The organism is Microbispora sp. GKU 823 (genome assembly GCF_002027145.1).
GTDB classification, from domain to species: Bacteria; Actinomycetota; Actinomycetes; order Streptosporangiales; family Streptosporangiaceae; genus Microbispora; species Microbispora siamensis.
Genome location: NZ_MWJN01000028.1, coordinates 45,740 through 63,216 on the forward strand (window position 1 = coordinate 45,740; position 17,477 = coordinate 63,216).

A 17,477-nucleotide genomic window follows, 5' to 3' on the forward strand; every position below is an offset into this window, starting at 1 on the left:
CCTGCCCGTCGGCGGCCAGCGAGCCGAGGTCCCCGGTGCGGAACCAGCCGTCGGGGGTGAACGCGTGCGCGTTCAGCTCCTCGCGCACGTACCCGAGCATCATCTCCGGGCCGTGCAGCAGCAGTTCGCCCACCTCGCCCGGCTCGACGTCCCGACCCGAGGGGTCCACGGCGCGCAGCTCCACGCCCGGCGCGAGCCTCCCAACTGTGGGCCCGCGGGGAGCAGCCCGGTGGCACGTCCGATCGGCCACGACGTACCTGCACGGGCGGGAGGCGCGGCGCGCAACTGCGGTCTCCAGCCGGAAACCGGTTCCCGTTGGATGCGACGCTTCCGATGAATTCCGGATCGGTCACCCGGCATCGGAATGGGTGGGTCCGCTTACCGTTCCGCCGGGGTTACTTTCCGTGCGGGTCGGCCGCGTTGAGCGTCGCGACGACCTGGTCGTAGTCGCCGCGGACCTCGCCGTAGCGGAGGAACTTCACCCGTTCGACCTGGATCTCCTTCGCGTCCGGCTGCGACTCCAGCAGCCCGACGGCCTCCGCGACGAACTCCTCCAGCGGCATCGCGAACTCGCTGGTCTCCTGGCCGGGCAGCAGCGCGGTGCGCACCGCCGGCGGCACCAGCTCCACGACCTTCACGGACGTGTCCGCGAGCTGCAGCCGCAGCGACTCGCTGAGCATGTGGATCGCCGCCTTCGAGGCGTTGTAGCTGGGCGTGACCTTGAGCGGCGTGAACGCCAGGCCCGAGGACACGGTGACGATCGTGGCGTCCGGCCGGGTCTGCAGGTGCTCGACGAACGCGGCGATCAGCCGGATCGGACCGAGCACGTTGGTCGTCACCGTCTCCTCCGCGGAGGCGAGGAACGACCCGGGCCGGTGCCAGTCCTCGACGCGCATGATGCCGGCCATCGTGACCAGGACGTTGAGGTCCGGGTGCGCGGCCAGCACCTGCTTCGCGGCGGACTCGATGCTCGCCGGGTCGGTCGTGTCGATCCGTACGGTGCCGATGCCGGGGTGTTCGGCCGCGATCCGCTCCAGCAGGTCGGCCCGCCGGCCGCCGACGATGACGGTGTTGCCCCGTGCCTGCAGTTCGAGCGCCAGGGCGAGGCCGATGCCGCTGGTGGAGCCGGGGGTGAAGACGGTGTTGCCCGAGATGTTCATGGACCCAGTCTGGGACGGCGGATCCGGCGGTGGCAGAGAGCGCTCATCGGGGGATCGGCAATCCCTGCTTGGCGGGCCGCCGGACCTGCGCACGGAGCCGATACTCGAAAGCATGGACCGTGATGCGCTCGCCGACTTCCTGCGCCACCGCCGTGAGGCGCTGCGGCCCGAGGACGTCGGGCTCCCGCCCGGTGCCCGCCGCAGGGCCGCCGGCCTGCGGCGCGAGGAGGTGGCGTCGCTGGCCGCGATGTCCACCGACTACTACACGCGGCTGGAACAACGGCGCGGCCCCCGGCCCAGCGAGCAGATGCTCGCGTCCCTCGCCCGCGCGCTGCGGCTGACCACCGACGAACGCGACTACCTGTTCCGGCTGGCCGGGCACACCGCCCCGGCGCCGGCGTCCACCGCGACGCACGTCGCCCCCGCGCTGCTGCGGGTTCTCGACCGCCTCGACGACACCCCGGCGCTCATCCTGTCCAACCTGGGCGAGACGCTGGTGCAGAACCGGATGGCCGCCGCCCTGCTCGGCGACCACTCCGGCTACACCGGGTTCGCCCGCAGCGAGGTCTACCGATGGTTCACCGACCCCGCGGCGCGCCTGCGGTACCCGGAGCACGACCGCCGCCGGCAGAGCCGCGCTCAGGTCGCGAACCTGCGCGCCGCCTACGGCACGATGGGTCCGCAGTCCCGGGCCGGCGAGCTCGTCCGGGCGTTGCGGAAGGCTAGCCCCGAGTTCGCCGAGCTGTGGGACCGGCAGGAGGTCGCGCGGCGTTTCGAGGACCACAAGACGCTCGTCCACCCCGAACTCGGCCCGATCGAGGTGGACTGCCAGGTGCTGTTCACCGAGGACCAGTCCCAGGCGCTGCTCGTCCTCACCGCTCCGCCGCACACCGAGGCCCACGAGAAGCTGCGCCTGCTCGCCGTACTGGGTCACGAACGTTTCCCGGCCGACGCACCGCCGTCCTGAGCGCGGTGGGGAATGATTCCTCCCGTGTACCCCGACGACAGCGTGGCCGCCCGGATCTACCGTGGCCTGCGCGACGGCGACCTCGCCGCCGGCCCGGTGGTGGAGCTCGCCTGCCTGATGGAGGAGGGCGGCCTGAGCCGACCTCCCGTACGGGAGGTCCTGGAACGCCCGGCGGCGGAGCTGACCGCCGAGGACGTCACCCGCCTCGGACGGGCCCTGCTCGCCGCGCTGGATTTCCAGCCGGGTTTCGACCTGGCGCCGGAACTGTGGACGGCCCTGGAGACGGCGGTGGACGTCGTCCGGGCCGACCTGCGCGCCTTCGGGATCGATGGCTCGCTCGAACTCACCGTCCCCGACTGGGACGACAGCGGCTGCGCCCGGGTGGCGTTCCGCGGCTGCCACGGCTCACCCCCCATCTGGCCGCGCACCGGCGAGGATCCCGGGCAGGCGCTCGCCGAGATCGCCGACGCCACCCAGGACGCCGTCATGGAGGTCATTTGGGGCGTCTGGCCCACCTGCCCGGACCACGGCCTCGGCCTGCACTCAGAACTGGTACGGGGCGCGGCCGTGTGGCGCTGCACGGGCGGGGGCGCCCACACCGTGGCCGCGATCGGCGGACTGCGCCCGTCACCGGGACGGCGGCGCCGGCCGCGCGGCCACGGCGGGTGAGCGACCGCGACGAGCTCTTGGCCGACACGGATCGAGGGCTCTGCGCTTCGGGTGGCCCGTGATGTCGTACGCCCGTAACGGGTTTTATCGGCAGTGGGCGCAGCGTTCCGCTCAGCCGCCTGTCCAGGATCGTCCGGCTCGGTACACTCGGCGCTCTTGTCAAGATCAAAGCACGGAGCCGAAATGCCGAAGCCTCGCAAGGTCGGTCCTGTCGGGTGCCTTGCTCTCGCCTATTCCGCCCTTGTGCTGGCCCTGGGTGTCTACTCGATAGTGGTCCTGCTGACGGTTCGGGATCCGATTCTGCTTTCTGGGGTAGCGCTCATCTACCTCACGTTCCCCCTCGGCTGGTTGATCTGGCAGGCATGGGACCTGCTGCCGGTCGAGCTGACGAATCCGATCGTGCTCACCATGCTTCTCATGGGTGCGGGATGGTCCCAGGCATGGTTGGTCTCGCGCCTCCTGCGTCGGCTGGCTCGTCGGAGCGGATCCGCCTGGTAGTGCTTTGTCAGGTCGGCCTTGCGACTGGTCGGTGCCGGTGTGCAGTGGTGCGATGCCGGCCTGACCCCGAGCACCTCGCTCATGTCCGGCAGCAACTGGAGTCCTTCGCCGCGGAGATGTTCGCTCCTACGGGCCGGCAGTGACCCGCGGGCGATCAGCCTGGAGCCGGAGCGCCCCCGCCGGAGGCATCGAGTTCGTTTTTCGCGCTTCGCGTGCCCCTTGACCGCCAGGCGGTAACTGTCGATTGTGTAAGGACGGTCCACTACCTGCTGAGCCGGCCGGGTGGGACAGTGAGCACTATGAACACGGTCCTTAATGTCATCTGGCTGATCTTCGCCGGCCTGTGGCTCGCATTAGGCTACGTCGTGGCGGGGATCATCTGCTGCGTCCTCATCGTCACCATCCCGTTCGGCATCGCGTCGTTCCGGATCGCGGGCTACGCCCTGTGGCCGTTCGGCAGGACCGTCGCCGACAAGCCGTCCGCCGGCGCGTGGTCGGTGCTCGGCAACGTCATCTGGCTGCTCGTCGCCGGGATCTGGTTGGCGATCGGGCACATCGTCACCGCGATCCCGCTGTTCATCTCGATCATCGGCATCCCGCTGGGGATCGCGAACCTCAAAATGATCCCGATCTCGCTGATGCCGCTGGGCAAGGACATCGTTCCCGTAAGCCGCGGATAAGTGACCCGCGTGGGTCTTCTCGGAGATCGAGCGCGTCCCATGCCCGGGAACGACCGACCTGCCGAAGTTCCTTGTGTAGTACAGGACGCCGCGCCACCGGCTGTCCTCTGTGGCGGAGCGGCTTCAACACCCGTAGGGGTACGGCGTGCTGGTGGATCATGGCCGCCCGGAGTTGTCGTGTCCATCTGGGCTATGAGGTCCTTGAGTCCCGCGCCCGACTCGGCCGCGAGGTGCGGTGCCGATAGGACGATCACTGAGTCCCCGCGATCCACCTATCTGGCACGGCCTTGGTCTGCTCGGCTTGTCCCGGGTCGATGGCGGGCGGGGTGATCAGGCCCCCTGCCGCAGCCAGCTACGGCCGGCCGGTTGTGCACCAGGCGTTCGTCCTCAACGCCACCGGGCAGCAGTCGATAGGAGCTAACGAATGCACTCTGAACCGTACGAAGGTGCTTCTCTCAGGGTTTGGAGGGAGCGGTTGCGCCACGTCTACTGGATCGGCGGCGGGAGTGGAGCCGGAAAATCCACCATCGCCCGACGCATCGCCGATCGGTACGGGATGCGTCTGTACGATACCGACGCGGTCATGCGCGACCACGCCCGCTGCATGCCCGTGGAACAAGCTCCTTACCTGGGCAAGTTCGCTGCCATGGACATGGACGAACGCTGGGTGGCCAGAAGTCCGCGCGAGATGCTCGATACCTTCCACTGGTTCCACGGCGAAGGATTCAAGCTGATCGTCGAAGACCTTCTAGCCCTCCCCGCCGACCTGCCGGTGGTCGCCGAGGGATTTCGGCTGCTGCCCGAGCTCGTCCAACCCCTGCTCGCCGAATTGCGCCATGCCGTGTGGCTGCTGCCGACTCCCCAGTTTCGCCAGGCGGTGTTCGACAGCCGTGGCGGACCGGCATGGGGATTCCTCGCCAAGACTGGTGACCCGCAGCGGGCGCTGCAGAACCTGCTCCAGCGCGACGCACTGTTCACCGATCGGCTCAGCAAGCAGACCCGGAATCTGGGCCTCTACGGGCTCAGGGTGGCTTCCGGGGACACCGAGGAAGATCTCGGACGGCGGGTCTCCGCGGTGTTCGGTCTTGAGACGTAGGTGGTCGACGCGAGGTTCAGCGGCCGAAGCCCATCGGCATTTCCAGTCGATGCCGAGGCCTACAAGCAGCGCAACCTGGTCGAGCGCTGCTTCGGCAAGCTCAAGCAGTGGCGGGCCATCGCCACCCGCTTCGACAAGCTCGTCAGCCGCTACCTCACTGGCGTCACCGTCGGCTGTCTGATGCTCTGGCTCCGAATGGCATGCTAATGACACGCGGAGATCAAAGCGCCCCGAAAACAATCAAGGCCCGGGCGGGGATCTACTCCCTGACCGGGGCCTTCGTGGGTGGAGCGGGTGACGGGAATCGAACCCGCGCTGTCAGCTTGGGAAGTCTTTCTAGATCATGCCCTCTGAGCTGGGAGAACGTTGACCTGGGCCTACGGCGGTCGAGTCACCGTGAGTTACCGCAGCTTCCCGCTGATCGCTAACCGAACGGGCACGCATCGGGCACGGCTGCATGACAGTGAGCCCTTTTCATCCTGAGTAGCGGTCGTCTTCGACGGCTTGCAGGACGAGGACGGCTTGCACGATCGGGGTGGCGCGGTGCGGGCAGCAGCGGAGCTTTGACAGCAGCCTCCACGCTTTCAGGGTCGCGACGGCGCGTTCGCCGAGGGCCCGGATGCGCGCGTGCGCTCGGTTGACCGCTTTCTGCCCGCGCGACAGCCGCGGGCGGTGTCGGCGGCGCTTGAACGGAGTGCGGACCGTGCCCCCCGCGCCTTGGTAGCCCTTATCGGCAAAGGTCATGACGCCGTTGGCGGTCAGAGCATCGATCAGGCCCACGATGCGGGCTGCCGTCAGGTCGTGCACGGCCCCGGGGAGAGCCGGAGAGGCCCATACCAGGCGGCCGGCGGGATCGGCGAGAACCTGGACATTGACCCCGTGGCGCTTGTGCTTGCCCGAGTAGTAGGGCTTCTGGTCAGCAACCCGGTCGATCGGGATGAGCGTGCCGTCGACGATGGCGTAGGCCAGCCGGGCGGCCCGGAGCGCGGCAGCCTGCACATCGTCGGCCAGGGCGGCGAGCAGGTCGACCGACTCGCGCACGTACCGCCAGGCGGTGGTGGTTCCGATCGCGAAGCCCGCGGCAAGGCGAGCGTAGGTGTCCCCGTTACGCAGGTGAGCCAGCACCAGCAACGCCTGCTGTCCTGGCTGCAGGCGCCGCCACCGGCTGCGGCGCTCGGCGCGGCGGACGCGGATGAGTTCGGCGAGATGGGCAAGGGTGCGGTTCGACAGGGGAATCGCGGCAGGGTAAGACAGCATCGAGGCTTCCGGTTGGGGCATCGGATCTTGGTCGACTGCTGTCTTACCGGGAGCCTCACCTCACCCCCAACTCCTCCTGCCCGCCCGCCTCCTGCCACCATCCTGACCAGCGCGATCAGGATGAAAATGGCTCAGTAGACGGCCGGGTTCCACGGCTATGCACTTGCCTGACACGACCCTAGGACTACGACGAGATGCTGCGGTCCCGGCCGCAACTCCAGCCACGCGCACTGTGGGGTTACTCAGCTAGAGCTTCCCGTTTCTAGCTGCCGGCACTGTTGGCCGTTCACGGGGCAAGCAAGGTCGCAGATTACGCCCCAGCAGGCACTATCCTTTTCGGGCAGGTTTCTCGTTGCTTAAGAGTTGCCGATAACCTGTAAAATGGCGTAGCGATCATGGTGCTTGGGTAACAATGGGAAGTCGACGGCCCTGGCCCATAGCCGTGAGTGGGGGTATATCGATGTGGGGTCCCCTAGCCATCACGACTATTCTGGTCAGCACTTTATCTGGTATTACGGCCATTCTAAAAGTTGGCACAAAGCTGGCCTATCGGGACGCGACAGGCATAGGCCTTGACCTGGAGATACCTAATCGGTGCGAAACCTCTGGTTGTTCTAGGTTCAGCATGTACCATATGCGCACACTGGTTCCCTGTATCGAGGTCTGTGCGCCCCAAATGATCAAGAAGAATGTGAAGCGATACGCCCCCCCGATCCTATTTCCATTTGCGGTAGCGGCCCTGTCCGCGATTGCAGCGATGAACCAAGGGCCTGTTCGCGTCTATTGGACGTTGGGCTCCCTCGGCATGATCATCGCTAACGGCGTATACAACGCACTTCAGGAGCGCGCAGCTGCTACCGCTCGCGATCGAGCGATCGAAGCTTATGCTGAGCTTCATACAACGCTATTTGATGGCGGTCAGCCGCTTGTCAGGGCGCTGGGTGACGTAGCGGGAGCTGAGAGTCGTGATAAGAGAAATCACGCGATAAGCATACTTATAAACCGCACGGTCGCACTTGCGCAGACGGAGTTGGGCCGCAGAGCGAGAAGTATGGGAGTTAAGTGCAATACCCGGGCGGCCTTCTATCGGCTTGCTCATGAATCCCCTGATGGTAATGGAAAACCGGGGCAGGTAAAGCTTGTACGCGAATATTACGAAGGGCGATCGAGGGATACGGCACCGCGAAACGACTTCGTAAAAGATAGAAGTGCGCATGATAATGAGGCAATACTAATCGCCGAGAACGAGAATGCGACTCTCGTGGCGGATCTCGTAAATAAACCTCCGGCCCACTTTCAAGATAATATGGGGAGAAGCTATAAATCTTTTATAGCTGTTCCGGTGCGCGCTTGCGGGAGGAGTTACGGGCTACTTACGGCCGACTCTGACGAGGCCAATAGTTTAGGTGAACTCGATAAGGGTTTTCTTATCCTGATGGCAGGGCTGCTTGCCGCAGGTCTCGCGCAAGTGGAAAGTGAAAAGCTGGCCGATATTGACACGGGATCTCTAGGTTCGGGCTCCAGAGACGTCAACGGTCAAACCGCATCAACTGGCCAGAATGCGACATGATGGAAAGGGTTGTAACTAGTTTAGGAAAGGAAGCAAGAGATGCAGATTTCACATCTCCGTTCCTCGGTCTCTTCAGAAGAGCCAGAGTCGGAAAGCATACCACTTATATCGCAGGAGGGCCTGGACTTCCTTACCGGCAAAATCACTGCAGAGGAGTATATTAGTGATGGCCGACGGCGTGCACAGACGCAAGCACGTGAAGAGATAGCAGCAGCTACCAGCCAGCGGCCTCTGGCACTAGCAGTGCCGATCAAATGGCTTTGGATTTCTCTAAGCCTAGGCTACTTCGCTGTCGCCATCTTCTCCTTCGCGAGGTCTGATACGCAGTTTGGGCTAGTCTCCCTGATCACGGCAGCGGGGTCGGTGGCCGGGAGCCTCGTGGCGCGAAGTCGCAGCCGAAAATCCGGGAAGTTTTAATGAAGGCTGAACGACGGGTGTGGTGACAACGGCGTCACTCAGGATGCAACGGGAGTTTCCAGTCTACTCGTGCGTGCCTCTATGCCTGCCTGCAAGGCTCACCTTAAACTGCTTCGACCAGCTTGTGTGGCTGATATCGACAATGAAATTACACTCAGACAGAAGCTGGCTTGCAGCGGCGGTGTTCGTTTTGGCTCTGTATGCCAGTTCTGGACCAAGGGCCCGAGTGAGCGCTTAATTAGTGTAGGGGCCGTAAACGAAAGGCGCTTTTGCATGGCATGGCGCGCCTGCCTGATCACCCCGTCTGCCGTCGACCCGCCCGAAGGGAAGCGGGCCAAGGCCGCCGGGTCCAGGTGGAGCGCCCTGCTGGACGAACGACCTGGACCCGGCGGCCTTGGCCTGCTCGGCTTGTCCCGGGTCGATGGCGGGCGGGTGATCAGGCCCCTACCTCAGCCACCTACGGTCAGAGCCAATGCGCGGTCCTGGGCGATCACCCCGGAGCCGGAGCGCCCCCGCCGGAGGCATGGTTGTCCCGGCTTCGCCCCGCTACAGTCGCCGTCGTGGCTCAGGATTTTTCACCCCTCGATCGGCTTACTGTCCTTGTTCCTCCGTCGCCACGCCGGTGTTTGGCACCCGTAATTGGGATGAGGTCTTCGCTGACCTTGGGCTCCGGCTTCCGGCCGATTATGTCGCATTCGTTGAGCGATATGGGAGCTGTCAGTTCGCTCGCTGGCTCGGCATCAACGACGAGCGGATGCTCACACCAGAGCAGTGTGCTCTAGCGTCGCTGTCAATGGATCATTACCGGGACCTCAGGGAGGATTCACCCGAAGGCTTCACGCTGGCCATGTGGCCTGAGCCTGAGGGGTTTTATCCGTGGGGCTCCACCATCGACGGTGACTATCTCGGCTGGATGACGGTAGGTGCTCCGGAGGAGTGGCCGGTGATGCTCATCCTTCACGGTGACCAGGAGATAGAGTTCTCAGAGACTATGACCGAGTGGCTGGTGGGGTGGGCTTCCGGCACCCGGTATGACAGCAGTGGGTTTGCTTCTGGGGCCGAAGGCCATCCACTGATTTGTGAACCGTGGGCCTAGGGCCTCTCTCGTTCGCGCGGGCCGAGCCGGCGCACGCGAGAACGGCCCCCAGGCCGCACGCGCAGCGTGCGGCCGAGCGTAGGCCCGCGCGGTGGCGGCGCGAAGCGCCGCCCTTGATTTCTATGAGCGTAATTCGGCAACTTCGTGCACTGCGGGCTCACTACTCGGATTGCTTCCACGTAATCCCGGGCCACGACCGAGGATCCCATATATCTACAGGGTAGTCTCTTCTGACGCGCGTGTGACGAATCGACCACATTCCTGGCTGTCCCGGTGGTTGCAGATACCGCAGTATCGCCGACGGATGGGCGCATGAGTCAAAGCTGATACTTCCGTGAAGCCAGGCAAGAAGTCGAGTTAATACGTTATCTAATGAATACCAACACCATCCGCTGATGTCTAAGTCGCCAAGAGGTGTTTTGGTGGGGTATCGGGAACGGTACTGCTGGTTGCCGTCGCCGTAGTCGATGCAAGCTCCCTTCTTCAGGATGAAGACGGCATCGACCGGTGACGAAATCTTATTACCGTCATCCGTGTAGGTCGTCGCCTCTGCCAATCTGGCTATCAGAGTCTCGGCGGCGACCCTGGTTTCAAATGCGACCACGAAGAATGGCGCGCTGGTCACCTCTAAAACTTCCGTTAGTTGATCATCTGTACCTTTAGCTACTCTATTGTGCAGATCCTTAAACGCTCTGCCCTTCTGTAGGGCGTCATCGAGATCTTTGTGTGTGAGGCAAGATTTGACCTCTCCTGCGGCGGCTACTCCTTCTATCAGGTAGACCCCTGGCTCATGTAGGCCATATTGGAAAGGGTGCCAGGTGTTGGTGATGACGATGTCTGTCTGATGGGAAACCTTACTAGAGCTGTCTATAATCTCTCCGGTGCCGACAAATGAGAGTAGTGGTAGATGTTTTCCGAGGAACTCGCGAACCGCTGCCTCTACCTGATCTCCTCGTAGGCCGGCATGCTGGAAGGATGCGCGTGCATGCTCTAGCGTCGACATCAGCTGTTTTTCGAGCAGGGCTAATCTTTCGGGTAGCATTTTTGAGCGTGGCGCCTTCTTTTGTAGTGTTCTTAGTCGAGCAGTTCGGGACGCCGGGTATTGAGTGCTCGCCGGGCCATCACATAGCGTTCGTGGAACTCATCCGCAAGGGCTTCACGGCGGTAGCGCTGGCGTAGGACGCGGTCAAGGTCCCCGGCTCTGTTCACGAGGTCAGTGAGGGACTTGCGTTCGATGTCGAATGCGGTCATGCCTTGATCTACGGCAGCATCAAGGTCTCCGCGTCGGGCGTGGACGATGCCGAGATCTATGTGAGCGTCGGCGACCCGCATAGGAGCGTTTGAGGTGCCGTCCGGTCGGGTGTGCATCTGGATCGTCTCCAGGGCGTGTTCCTCGGCCCGGTCGTTGTCTTCCAGCCAGGTGTAAGCGGTGGCGGCGTAGAACACCCACTTGGCGTGGTCGAACACGAAGTGGTGGTCCGGGTTCTCGGGGATCGGGAGCTTGGCGAGGATGTCGGCCCCGCGCGACAGTGCCTTGTCGGCCTCGCGGCGGTCGCCAATGCGGGCCAAGCCGCGGGCTTCTTGCAAGGTGAGCTGTACCTGTGCGCTGGATTGCCCGGCGAGGGCCTGGCCCTGGCGGGCGGCGGTGACGACGTCCTCGTATCGGCCTTCGACCAGCGCGAACCACGCGGACATCTCGTGTGCCCAGCCCATGAGTTCGCCGTGTCCGACCTGGCGGCCCATTTCGTAGGCGGCCTGGCGGGCCGTCTCGGCTTCCTCGCGCTCGCCCAGGTCGTAATGGACGCAGCCGAGCAGGGCGGTGAGCCATCCGGTGATGACCAGTAATTCGCGGTGCTGGTCGAGTGTGATCCTGCCGGACAGGAGCCGGGTCACCTGGGCGAGGCGCTTTTGTGTCCGGTCGCGCAATGTCGCGGCGGGAACGACCGGGTAGGCGCGGCACAGCAGGTCGACGGCCTCGGCGAGGGCTTCGAGGGTGCCGGTTCCGACATCGGACGCCTGGAGCTGCTGGGCGAGTTCCATCGTGCCGTACAGGTCGGCCTCGGCTCGCAGAGCGTCGACCGGCATGATGTGTGCCTCGATGAGGCGGCTATTGCCGTTGCCTCTCTTTGTGGGCGAGAAGCCGAGATCTTCGGGCTGTAGTCCGGTGGCTTGCGTCAGTGCGAGCCGGAATGGTGCGCGGGGCCAGGAGACTTCGCCGGCTTCCCATCGTCGGATGCGTTCTTCATCGACGGCGAGGCGTTCCTTGATGCCCACAGGGGTCCGGTTAATCCGCTCGGCGAATTCGGCGCGGGTGAGCTGTTGCGCGTTGCGCCATGCGCGGAGTTGGACATTCGGGATGCTGTCTGGCATCTCGGGGTCTTCCTCCCGTCGGGGGGTCATCAGGGGGTTAAGAGGGGGGCTTTTCGGGGGTCCTATCGCGCTCGCTTTGCCGGTGGACTTGCCATCAACCAACCACGGTACGTCAAGCGGCTTCCCGCCACAGGGAACGCCGGATGAACGAGGAGATGGCGACGGTGACCCGGCCAGACGAGAACAGCGAGGCAAGACCCTGTCCTTCGTGTCGGGGACGTGGCACCAAGCAGTGCCATTCACGCCGTCAGCTCGTCGTCGGCGGCGACACCAGTGACGATCGCGACTCGGGTGGGGAGCGGGAGTGCCTCGACTGCCTCGGAAACGGCCGGGCCGAAGGGAGCGGAACATGAACCCGATCGAGGTTGCGGCGGTGGCCTACATGAACCGAAGCGACGAGGCGGACAAGCTCATCCGACTGCGCGACGCGCTGACCCGGCTCAGCATCAACGCTGAGCTGCGCGACAACAACACAGCGCTGATGGTCAACCCGCCAAGTGGGCGGGGCATGCCCGTGTGGGTCTTCGTTGGCTACGGCGGCCAGTACTACTCATGGAACTCGGCAGGTAGGCGGCACCCGGTGTCCGATCTGGAGGGCGCCGCGAAGGCGATAGCCGCCTACATCTGCCGTTAGAGCGGGCGCGGCGAGGCAGTGAGTCGACGGCGGGGCGCGGTCGACAGCCATCAATCCCTGCCTCGTCGCGCCCTTGATCTCCGGCAGGGCCACAGTGACTCGCCCCCGTGTCCCCCCGTGTGGTCCTGCCGGACCTCTCCTCCCGGACTGCGAGTGCAGCCGAACGAGGTGACAGAAGCATCGAGCCGGTCTAGGCTCAAACTTGGTAAAACAACCTGTCGGCTGCTGGACGGTCGTGATGTCTCTAGAGTCCGTGCCTCCGAAGTATGCACAGCTTGTGCAGACGCTTCAGCGGCGTATCGAAGCGGGGGACTACTCTCCCGGAACCCTCCTGCCGAGCGAGAATCAGCTCATCAATGAGTTCGGCGTCTCCCGTCCGACCGTCGTGGCGGCCCTGCGCGTGCTACGGGAACAGGGCTGGATCGAGTCCCAGCAGGGCAAGGGCCGTTTCGTGCGGGGCCGCCCCGCCCTCGCCTCACTCGAACAACCCCGGCCCGGCCATGCCTACCTCACCAGCGCCGAGACGCCCTCGGCCGAACTACTGGAAGTCGGCGCGGTAGCCGTACCGAACAGGATCGCCGCTCTGCTCGACCTATCGCCAAAGAGTAAGGCGTTCCTCCGTCGCCGACTGGTCTCGCGCGGCGATGAGCCTTCCGAGATCGTCTCGCTGTGGCTGCCCCTCGACCTGTCGGAGGGGACGAACCTCACAAGCGCCGAGCCGCTGGCCCAGGGCATCCGCGAGCATATCCAGGCGCGTAAGGGCGTGCGGTTCGATCACGTCATCGAGCAGATCACGGCCCGGATGCCTACCTCTGACGAGGTCAAGCAGCTCGGCATACCCAAGAACACGCCGGTCCTCGACGTCTATGCGGCTGTACGTGACCCCGGTGGCCGGCCCCTTGCCGTGCTGGCTGTCGTGCTGCCTGCCGACCGTCACGAGCTGGAGGACGCCTATCCCATCGGGTAGGAACGCCTCACCTTCGGAGCCCACTTAGCTTAGGCACTTGACCTAGCAAGTGGGCTCTCTTATGCTCAAGGCACTCGATAGGTTAAGTGACTATCAGTCGAGAGAGGAAGACGCCTGATGGCTCTACAAGGTCCGATCCCCGTCAGCTTCGACATGGTCTTCCCGCACGGCTGCTACCTCGTCGGTGAGGTGGAGGCGGTCAAGGACTTCGACGCCTCTACCAACGGCCGATTCGTGCAGGCACGGGACAAGCAGAGCGGCGAACTGGTCTGGCAGATCGCCGTCATGGACGCCGACCCACAGGTCAAGCCCGCTCAGAAGACCGTCGCTGTAAAGATCATCGCGCCCGTTCAGCCGGTGCCTCCGGCCCCGGTCGCGGGCCTGCCCTTCACGCCGGTCGAGTTCGACGGCGTCACCGTTACCCCGTACGTCAACGGAAACGGCCGCCTGGCCTACTCCATCCGCGTCCGGGAGATGCGTCCGCCTCGGACAGGTGGGGCCAAGTCCGGACACGCGGGCGGCAAGGAGGCGGCGGCGTGAACTGGCGGCCGTACACGCACCTGTCGATGTCGATCGACCCCGGCGAGCGTCCCCGCATCGGGATCTCGTTCTACGCCTCGATCACTCGGGCGCGTGCTCAGGTGCTGGAGTCCGGACGGCCGTACCTGGTCCTGCAGTCCGACGAGGCGGACGTGACCGTCTCGACCACCGGGGCTGCCGGACCGGTCACCGCCGCAGACCTGGACATCGCGCGGGAGATCTTCAACGCCGCCGCGCGGTACCTGGCCGACTGCGAACGCCTGCACGCCGAACACACCCAGGCCACCGACTCGGCGGCCTGACACACGAGCGGGGCCGCTGGAACTGGCATTCCAGCGGCCCCCGGATCTCTCACACACGCCAATGCCTGAGAGGACACCAAGCCTAATGTTCAAGAAACTTCCCGGCGACGAGGCACGCAACCTCGTCTCCACCACACCGGACACGGCCGTGGTCTTCCGCCCGGCCGTCGTCCGAACCCCTGCCATCGTCACGATCGTGATCTGGCTGTCGCGCCTGTTCGCGGGCCTGGTCCGTCTCGTTGTGCGGCATCCGGTCGCGGTGGCCGTGCCGGTCAGCCTCGGGGTGATCTGGACCCTGTACGGCTGGCGCCAAGCCCTGGTGTTGGCCGGGTTCCTTCCCTCGGCCGGGCTGTCCTGGCTGCTGCTGGACCGGGACTCGTTCCTAAGGTTGGTCGGCTGGCCGCTGCTGGCCTGGTGGCGGCTGGTCGCCGTGTACCGGCGGCACTGGCAACCCGTCATGGTCGTCTCCGGCCTCGGACGGCACATCCGGGGCCGCGACTACCTTCCCCGCCTGGTCCGCGTGGAGTGCGACGGCTGGGCCGACAGGGTCAGCGTGAAGATGCTCAACGGCCAAGCCGTCACCGACTGGGCCGACCGCATCGAGCACCTGGCCCACGGCTTCGGCGCACCCTCCTGTCGGGTGGCCGTCGCTCGTGCCGGGCGGCTCGTGCTCACCTTCCCCCGGCGCGACCCGCTCGCCGAACCCCTTCCCGCGCTGCCGGTTCCCGAGGTGGCGTTGGTGGGGCCGGTCGAGATCGGCCGGTGCGAGGACGGGACGCCGCTGCGGCTCAAGGTCCACGGCACGCACGTGCTAATCGCCGGTGCCACGGGCGCGGGCAAAGGCTCCTACCTGTGGTCGACAATCCGCGGCTTGCTTCCCGCGATGCGGGCCGGGCTGGTGCAGGTCTGGGCGCTCGACCCTAAGCGGATGGAACTGTCCTTCGGGCGGGCGCTGTTCGGCGCGAGATACGCCGCTGATCCGAAGGAGTGCGCTGATCTGCTCGATGAGGCGGTCTCCGTGATGCAGGAGCGGGCCGACCGGTTCGCCGGCCTCCAGCGCTCTCACACCCCAACCGTTGATGACCCGTTCGTTCTGGTGCTCGTCGACGAGGTCGCGTTCCTCACCGCCTACCAGCCCGACAAGCACTTGAGGCAGCGCATCACGGCGGCCCTGGCGACCCTGACCACGCAGGGCCGGGCGGTGGGCGTCGGGGTGATGGCGGCCTTGCAGGACCCGCGCAAGGAGGTCATGAACATCCGCAACCTGTTCCCCGACAAGATCGCACTCCGGCTCGATGAGAGCGAACAGGTGGACATGGTCCTCGGCGACGGCGCACGCGACCGGGGCGCACTGGCCGACCACATCTCACCCGTCCCCGAACTGGGCGCGGGCGTCGGCTACGTCCGCCTCGAAACGAGCCCTGATCCGGTGCGGGTGCGGGCCGCCTACGTCTCCGACACCGATATCCGGGCGATGGTCGCCGAGTTCGCGGGGGTGGGCCGATGATGCGCCTGGCTCACATCCTCGACGGCCTGCGCTGCTCGTGCTGCGGTGCGCTCGATGTGCTGTGGCTCGACCCGGTGCGCGGCATCGTCGAGTGCCACGAGTGCGGCGAGAAAGCCGCCGTGATGGTCGATGGCCTCGGCCCGGCCGACCTCCTCGACCCCGTCGGGGCCTGGGACGGTGACCGGTGACCAACCCGCACGACCGCTCCACACCCCGCGCCGTGCGGATGGCTCAACCGCTGGCCCGTGAGGTCGTGGAAGAGATCGCCAAGCAGTACGGGGTGTGCATCCGGCCGGTCCCGCTGCGGCGGCAGGACATCCTCACCGGGCAGGTTGAGGTCATCGACGTGCCGTGTGGGGCCACGTTGGAGAGCAAGTGCCCGCTGTGCGCCAAGCGGAATCGCCAGTTGCGGCGGGCGCAGTGCCGGGAGGGCTGGCACCTGGAAGCCGAGCCGGTGAACCTCCCGGACAACGCCGATGAGTATCAGCGTCACCTCGTGGAACTGCGGGCCGACGCCCAAGCGTGGCGGGATGAGGTCGAAAGGGCCGGCGGTGACACCACCGACCTGGACGCCGCGATCGTGGAGCTGGACGAGGAGATCAACGCCGCCGGGATGCGCGGCAACGTCCTCGGCCGGACCAGTGGGAAGCGGTCGCGGTCCACGAAGCGGCGGCAGGACGCGCCGGACCTACCCAAGCGGCAGATGGCCAAGACCACGCTCGGGCGGACCTTCACCGGCTCGGACGGCAAGACCTACCGGCCGTCGATGTTCGTCACGCTCACCCTGCCGTCCTATGGGCGGGTGCTGGAGGGTGCGCCCCTCGACCCGGACGCCTACGACTACGCGCGGGCGGCCCGCGACGCGCTGCATTTCTCCAAGCTCGTGGATCGCTTCGTGCAGAACCTCCGCCGCGTGGCGGGCTATGACGTGCAGTACTTCGCCACCGTCGAACCCCAGAAGCGCCTCGCGCCGCATCTGCACATGGCGATCCGCGGCACCCTCCCGCGTGCGGAGCTGCGGCAGATCATCGCCGCCACGTATCACCAGGTCTGGTGGCCCTCGACCGATGAAGTCCGGTTCGAAGGGGACCACCTGCCGGTCTGGGAGGACGGGGCCGGCTACCTCGACCCGACCACGGGGGAGGTCCTGCCGACCTGGGAACAGGCCCTCGACGCTCTCGACGCCGACGAGGACGCCGAACCCCTGCACGTGCTCCGCTTCGGCGACCAGACGGACGTCAAAGGCGTGCTCGCCGGGACCCCGGACGCTGACCAGCTCATCGGGTACCTGTCGAAGTACCTGACCAAGTCCCTCGGCGACGCGCTCGGCACCGACGACCCCCGCCGCAAGGCGCACGCCGAACGGCTGCTGGAGGCCCTGCGGTTCGAGCCGTGCTCGCCGACCTGCCCGAACTGGCTGCGCTACGGGGTGCAGCCCAAGGGCGCCAAGCGGGGGATGGCTCCGGGTCGGTGCAAGGGCAAGGCGCACAAGCCCGATCACCTCGGCTACGCGGGCCGCCGCGTGCTCGTCTCGCGCAAGTGGTCGAACAAGACCCTGACCGAGCACAAGCAGGACCGTCGCACGTGGGTCCTGGAAGCCCTCGGCGTCGAAGACGAGCCGGTCGACCCCCACCGCTACATCTGGCGACCGGTCAAGCCCGGTGATCCCGAGCTGGCCCCGATCGGCGTCCGGCTGCTCCGCTCGGTCCACGAACGCCAGCGCTGCGCAATCACATGAACCACCTCC

19 protein-coding genes and 1 pseudogene are annotated in these 17,477 nt (G+C 65.7%); 15 read left to right on the top strand and 5 right to left on the bottom strand.

Annotation, left to right across the window (positions count from 1 at the left end; genetic code table 11):
- Positions 1 to 100: 100 nt before the first annotated feature.
- Together B1L11_RS54900 and B1L11_RS17025 are read right to left on the bottom strand one after the other, a co-directional pair.
- Positions 101 to 250: pseudogene (locus tag B1L11_RS54900) on the bottom strand (AMP-binding protein); the annotation flags it as partial.
- Between the two features lie 145 nt (positions 251 to 395).
- Positions 396 to 1,160: an SDR family oxidoreductase gene (locus tag B1L11_RS17025; RefSeq protein ID WP_079315388.1), complete on the bottom strand. Its 765-nt coding sequence runs from the start codon at positions 1,158 to 1,160 to the stop codon at positions 396 to 398.
- A gap of 112 nt (positions 1,161 to 1,272) precedes the next feature.
- Here B1L11_RS17025 and B1L11_RS17030 point away from each other — a divergent pair, with 112 nt between their 5' ends.
- The 6 genes from B1L11_RS17030 to B1L11_RS17055 all read left to right on the top strand — a co-directional run bounded on the left by B1L11_RS17030 (position 1,273) and on the right by B1L11_RS17055 (position 5,277).
- Positions 1,273 to 2,127 (top strand): helix-turn-helix transcriptional regulator, encoded by an 855-nt coding sequence (locus tag B1L11_RS17030; protein ID WP_079315389.1) that lies wholly within the window; start codon positions 1,273 to 1,275, stop codon positions 2,125 to 2,127.
- A 24-nt stretch (positions 2,128 to 2,151) separates the two neighbouring features.
- Positions 2,152 to 2,796, top strand: coding sequence for a hypothetical protein (locus B1L11_RS17035; RefSeq protein ID WP_079315390.1), 645 nt, complete (start codon positions 2,152 to 2,154; stop codon positions 2,794 to 2,796).
- 183 nt (positions 2,797 to 2,979) lie between these two features.
- Positions 2,980 to 3,294 carry a hypothetical protein gene (locus tag B1L11_RS17040; RefSeq protein ID WP_079315391.1) on the top strand — a complete coding sequence of 105 codons (315 nt, stop codon included), beginning with the start codon at positions 2,980 to 2,982 and terminating at the stop codon, positions 3,292 to 3,294.
- A gap of 299 nt (positions 3,295 to 3,593) precedes the next feature.
- On the top strand, positions 3,594 to 3,974 hold the full coding sequence (locus tag B1L11_RS17045) for a YccF domain-containing protein (protein ID WP_079315392.1): 381 nt from the start codon (positions 3,594 to 3,596) through the stop codon (positions 3,972 to 3,974).
- Between the two features lie 475 nt (positions 3,975 to 4,449).
- Positions 4,450 to 5,070, top strand: a complete 621-nt coding sequence (locus tag B1L11_RS17050) for a shikimate kinase (protein ID WP_218671174.1) — start codon at positions 4,450 to 4,452, stop codon at positions 5,068 to 5,070.
- A complete protein-coding gene (locus tag B1L11_RS17055) occupies positions 5,071 to 5,277 on the top strand; it encodes a transposase (protein ID WP_079315394.1) in 207 nt (68 codons plus the stop codon).
- A gap of 267 nt (positions 5,278 to 5,544) precedes the next feature.
- On the opposite strand, the gene B1L11_RS17060 is transcribed toward B1L11_RS17055, so the two are convergent.
- Positions 5,545 to 6,327, bottom strand: coding sequence for a transposase family protein (locus tag B1L11_RS17060; RefSeq protein ID WP_079315395.1), 783 nt, complete (start codon positions 6,325 to 6,327; stop codon positions 5,545 to 5,547).
- Positions 6,328 to 7,003: 676 nt separating this feature from the next.
- Between B1L11_RS17060 and B1L11_RS45300 the strand changes: the two genes are divergently transcribed.
- The gene (locus tag B1L11_RS45300) at positions 7,004 to 7,897 is read left to right on the top strand and encodes a GAF domain-containing protein (RefSeq protein ID WP_143737327.1); all 894 of its coding nucleotides are present in this window, start codon (positions 7,004 to 7,006) and stop codon (positions 7,895 to 7,897) included.
- Positions 7,898 to 8,837: 940 nt separating this feature from the next.
- The gene (locus tag B1L11_RS17065; protein WP_256862627.1) at positions 8,838 to 9,410 is read left to right on the top strand and encodes an SMI1/KNR4 family protein; all 573 of its coding nucleotides are present in this window, start codon (positions 8,838 to 8,840) and stop codon (positions 9,408 to 9,410) included.
- A gap of 160 nt (positions 9,411 to 9,570) precedes the next feature.
- On the opposite strand, the gene B1L11_RS45305 is transcribed toward B1L11_RS17065, so the two are convergent.
- Both B1L11_RS45305 and B1L11_RS45310 read right to left on the bottom strand, forming a co-directional pair.
- Positions 9,571 to 10,413 (bottom strand): DUF6602 domain-containing protein, encoded by an 843-nt coding sequence (locus B1L11_RS45305; RefSeq protein ID WP_143737328.1) that lies wholly within the window; start codon positions 10,411 to 10,413, stop codon positions 9,571 to 9,573.
- Between the two features lie 71 nt (positions 10,414 to 10,484).
- Complete coding sequence (locus B1L11_RS45310) at positions 10,485 to 11,780, bottom strand: helix-turn-helix domain-containing protein (RefSeq protein WP_179155199.1); 1,296 nt, start codon at positions 11,778 to 11,780, stop codon at positions 10,485 to 10,487.
- 349 nt (positions 11,781 to 12,129) lie between these two features.
- Between B1L11_RS45310 and B1L11_RS17075 the strand changes: the two genes are divergently transcribed.
- The 7 genes from B1L11_RS17075 to B1L11_RS17105 all read left to right on the top strand — a co-directional run bounded on the left by B1L11_RS17075 (position 12,130) and on the right by B1L11_RS17105 (position 17,468).
- Entirely contained in the window at positions 12,130 to 12,414 is a 285-nt protein-coding gene (locus tag B1L11_RS17075; protein WP_079315398.1) for a hypothetical protein, read from the top strand.
- A gap of 277 nt (positions 12,415 to 12,691) precedes the next feature.
- Complete coding sequence (locus tag B1L11_RS17080) at positions 12,692 to 13,381, top strand: GntR family transcriptional regulator (protein ID WP_218671175.1); 690 nt, start codon at positions 12,692 to 12,694, stop codon at positions 13,379 to 13,381.
- A gap of 117 nt (positions 13,382 to 13,498) precedes the next feature.
- A complete protein-coding gene (locus B1L11_RS17085) occupies positions 13,499 to 13,921 on the top strand; it encodes a plasmid replication, integration and excision activator (protein WP_079315400.1) in 423 nt (140 codons plus the stop codon).
- Positions 13,918 to 14,223 carry a hypothetical protein gene (locus B1L11_RS17090; RefSeq protein ID WP_079315401.1) on the top strand — a complete coding sequence of 102 codons (306 nt, stop codon included), beginning with the start codon at positions 13,918 to 13,920 and terminating at the stop codon, positions 14,221 to 14,223. Before B1L11_RS17085 ends, B1L11_RS17090 begins: the two co-directional genes overlap by 4 nt.
- Before the next feature lie 85 nt (positions 14,224 to 14,308).
- Complete coding sequence (locus B1L11_RS17095) at positions 14,309 to 15,730, top strand: FtsK/SpoIIIE domain-containing protein (protein ID WP_079315402.1); 1,422 nt, start codon at positions 14,309 to 14,311, stop codon at positions 15,728 to 15,730.
- Positions 15,727 to 15,918 (top strand): hypothetical protein, encoded by a 192-nt coding sequence (locus B1L11_RS17100; protein ID WP_079315403.1) that lies wholly within the window; start codon positions 15,727 to 15,729, stop codon positions 15,916 to 15,918. Before B1L11_RS17095 ends, B1L11_RS17100 begins: the two co-directional genes overlap by 4 nt.
- A complete protein-coding gene (locus B1L11_RS17105; RefSeq protein ID WP_372974686.1) occupies positions 15,915 to 17,468 on the top strand; it encodes a replication initiator in 1,554 nt (517 codons plus the stop codon). The genes B1L11_RS17100 and B1L11_RS17105 overlap by 4 nt, the downstream gene beginning before the upstream one ends.
- Positions 17,469 to 17,477 lie beyond the last annotated feature (9 nt).

What these genes read in the sequence shown, in the direction of transcription:
- B1L11_RS17100 (WP_079315403.1), top strand. Translation starts at nt 15,727, where the DNA reads ATGATGCGCCTGGCTCACATCCTCGACGGCCTGCGCTGCTCGTGCTGC.
- B1L11_RS17085 (WP_079315400.1), top strand. Translation starts at nt 13,499, where the DNA reads ATGGCTCTACAAGGTCCGATCCCCGTCAGCTTCGACATGGTCTTCCCG.
- B1L11_RS17095 (WP_079315402.1), top strand. Translation starts at nt 14,309, where the DNA reads ATGTTCAAGAAACTTCCCGGCGACGAGGCACGCAACCTCGTCTCCACC.
- B1L11_RS17025 (WP_079315388.1), bottom strand. Translation starts at nt 1,160, where the DNA reads ATGAACATCTCGGGCAACACCGTCTTCACCCCCGGCTCCACCAGCGGC.
- B1L11_RS17075 (WP_079315398.1), top strand. Translation starts at nt 12,130, where the DNA reads ATGAACCCGATCGAGGTTGCGGCGGTGGCCTACATGAACCGAAGCGAC.
- B1L11_RS17045 (WP_079315392.1), top strand. Translation starts at nt 3,594, where the DNA reads ATGAACACGGTCCTTAATGTCATCTGGCTGATCTTCGCCGGCCTGTGG.
- B1L11_RS17040 (WP_079315391.1), top strand. Translation starts at nt 2,980, where the DNA reads ATGCCGAAGCCTCGCAAGGTCGGTCCTGTCGGGTGCCTTGCTCTCGCC.
- B1L11_RS45305 (WP_143737328.1), bottom strand. Translation starts at nt 10,413, where the DNA reads ATGTCGACGCTAGAGCATGCACGCGCATCCTTCCAGCATGCCGGCCTA.
- B1L11_RS45310 (WP_179155199.1), bottom strand. Translation starts at nt 11,780, where the DNA reads ATGCCAGACAGCATCCCGAATGTCCAACTCCGCGCATGGCGCAACGCG.
- B1L11_RS17060 (WP_079315395.1), bottom strand. Translation starts at nt 6,327, where the DNA reads ATGCTGTCTTACCCTGCCGCGATTCCCCTGTCGAACCGCACCCTTGCC.
- B1L11_RS17065 (WP_256862627.1), top strand. Translation starts at nt 8,838, where the DNA reads ATGGTTGTCCCGGCTTCGCCCCGCTACAGTCGCCGTCGTGGCTCAGGA.
- B1L11_RS45300 (WP_143737327.1), top strand. Translation starts at nt 7,004, where the DNA reads ATGATCAAGAAGAATGTGAAGCGATACGCCCCCCCGATCCTATTTCCA.
- B1L11_RS17030 (WP_079315389.1), top strand. Translation starts at nt 1,273, where the DNA reads ATGGACCGTGATGCGCTCGCCGACTTCCTGCGCCACCGCCGTGAGGCG.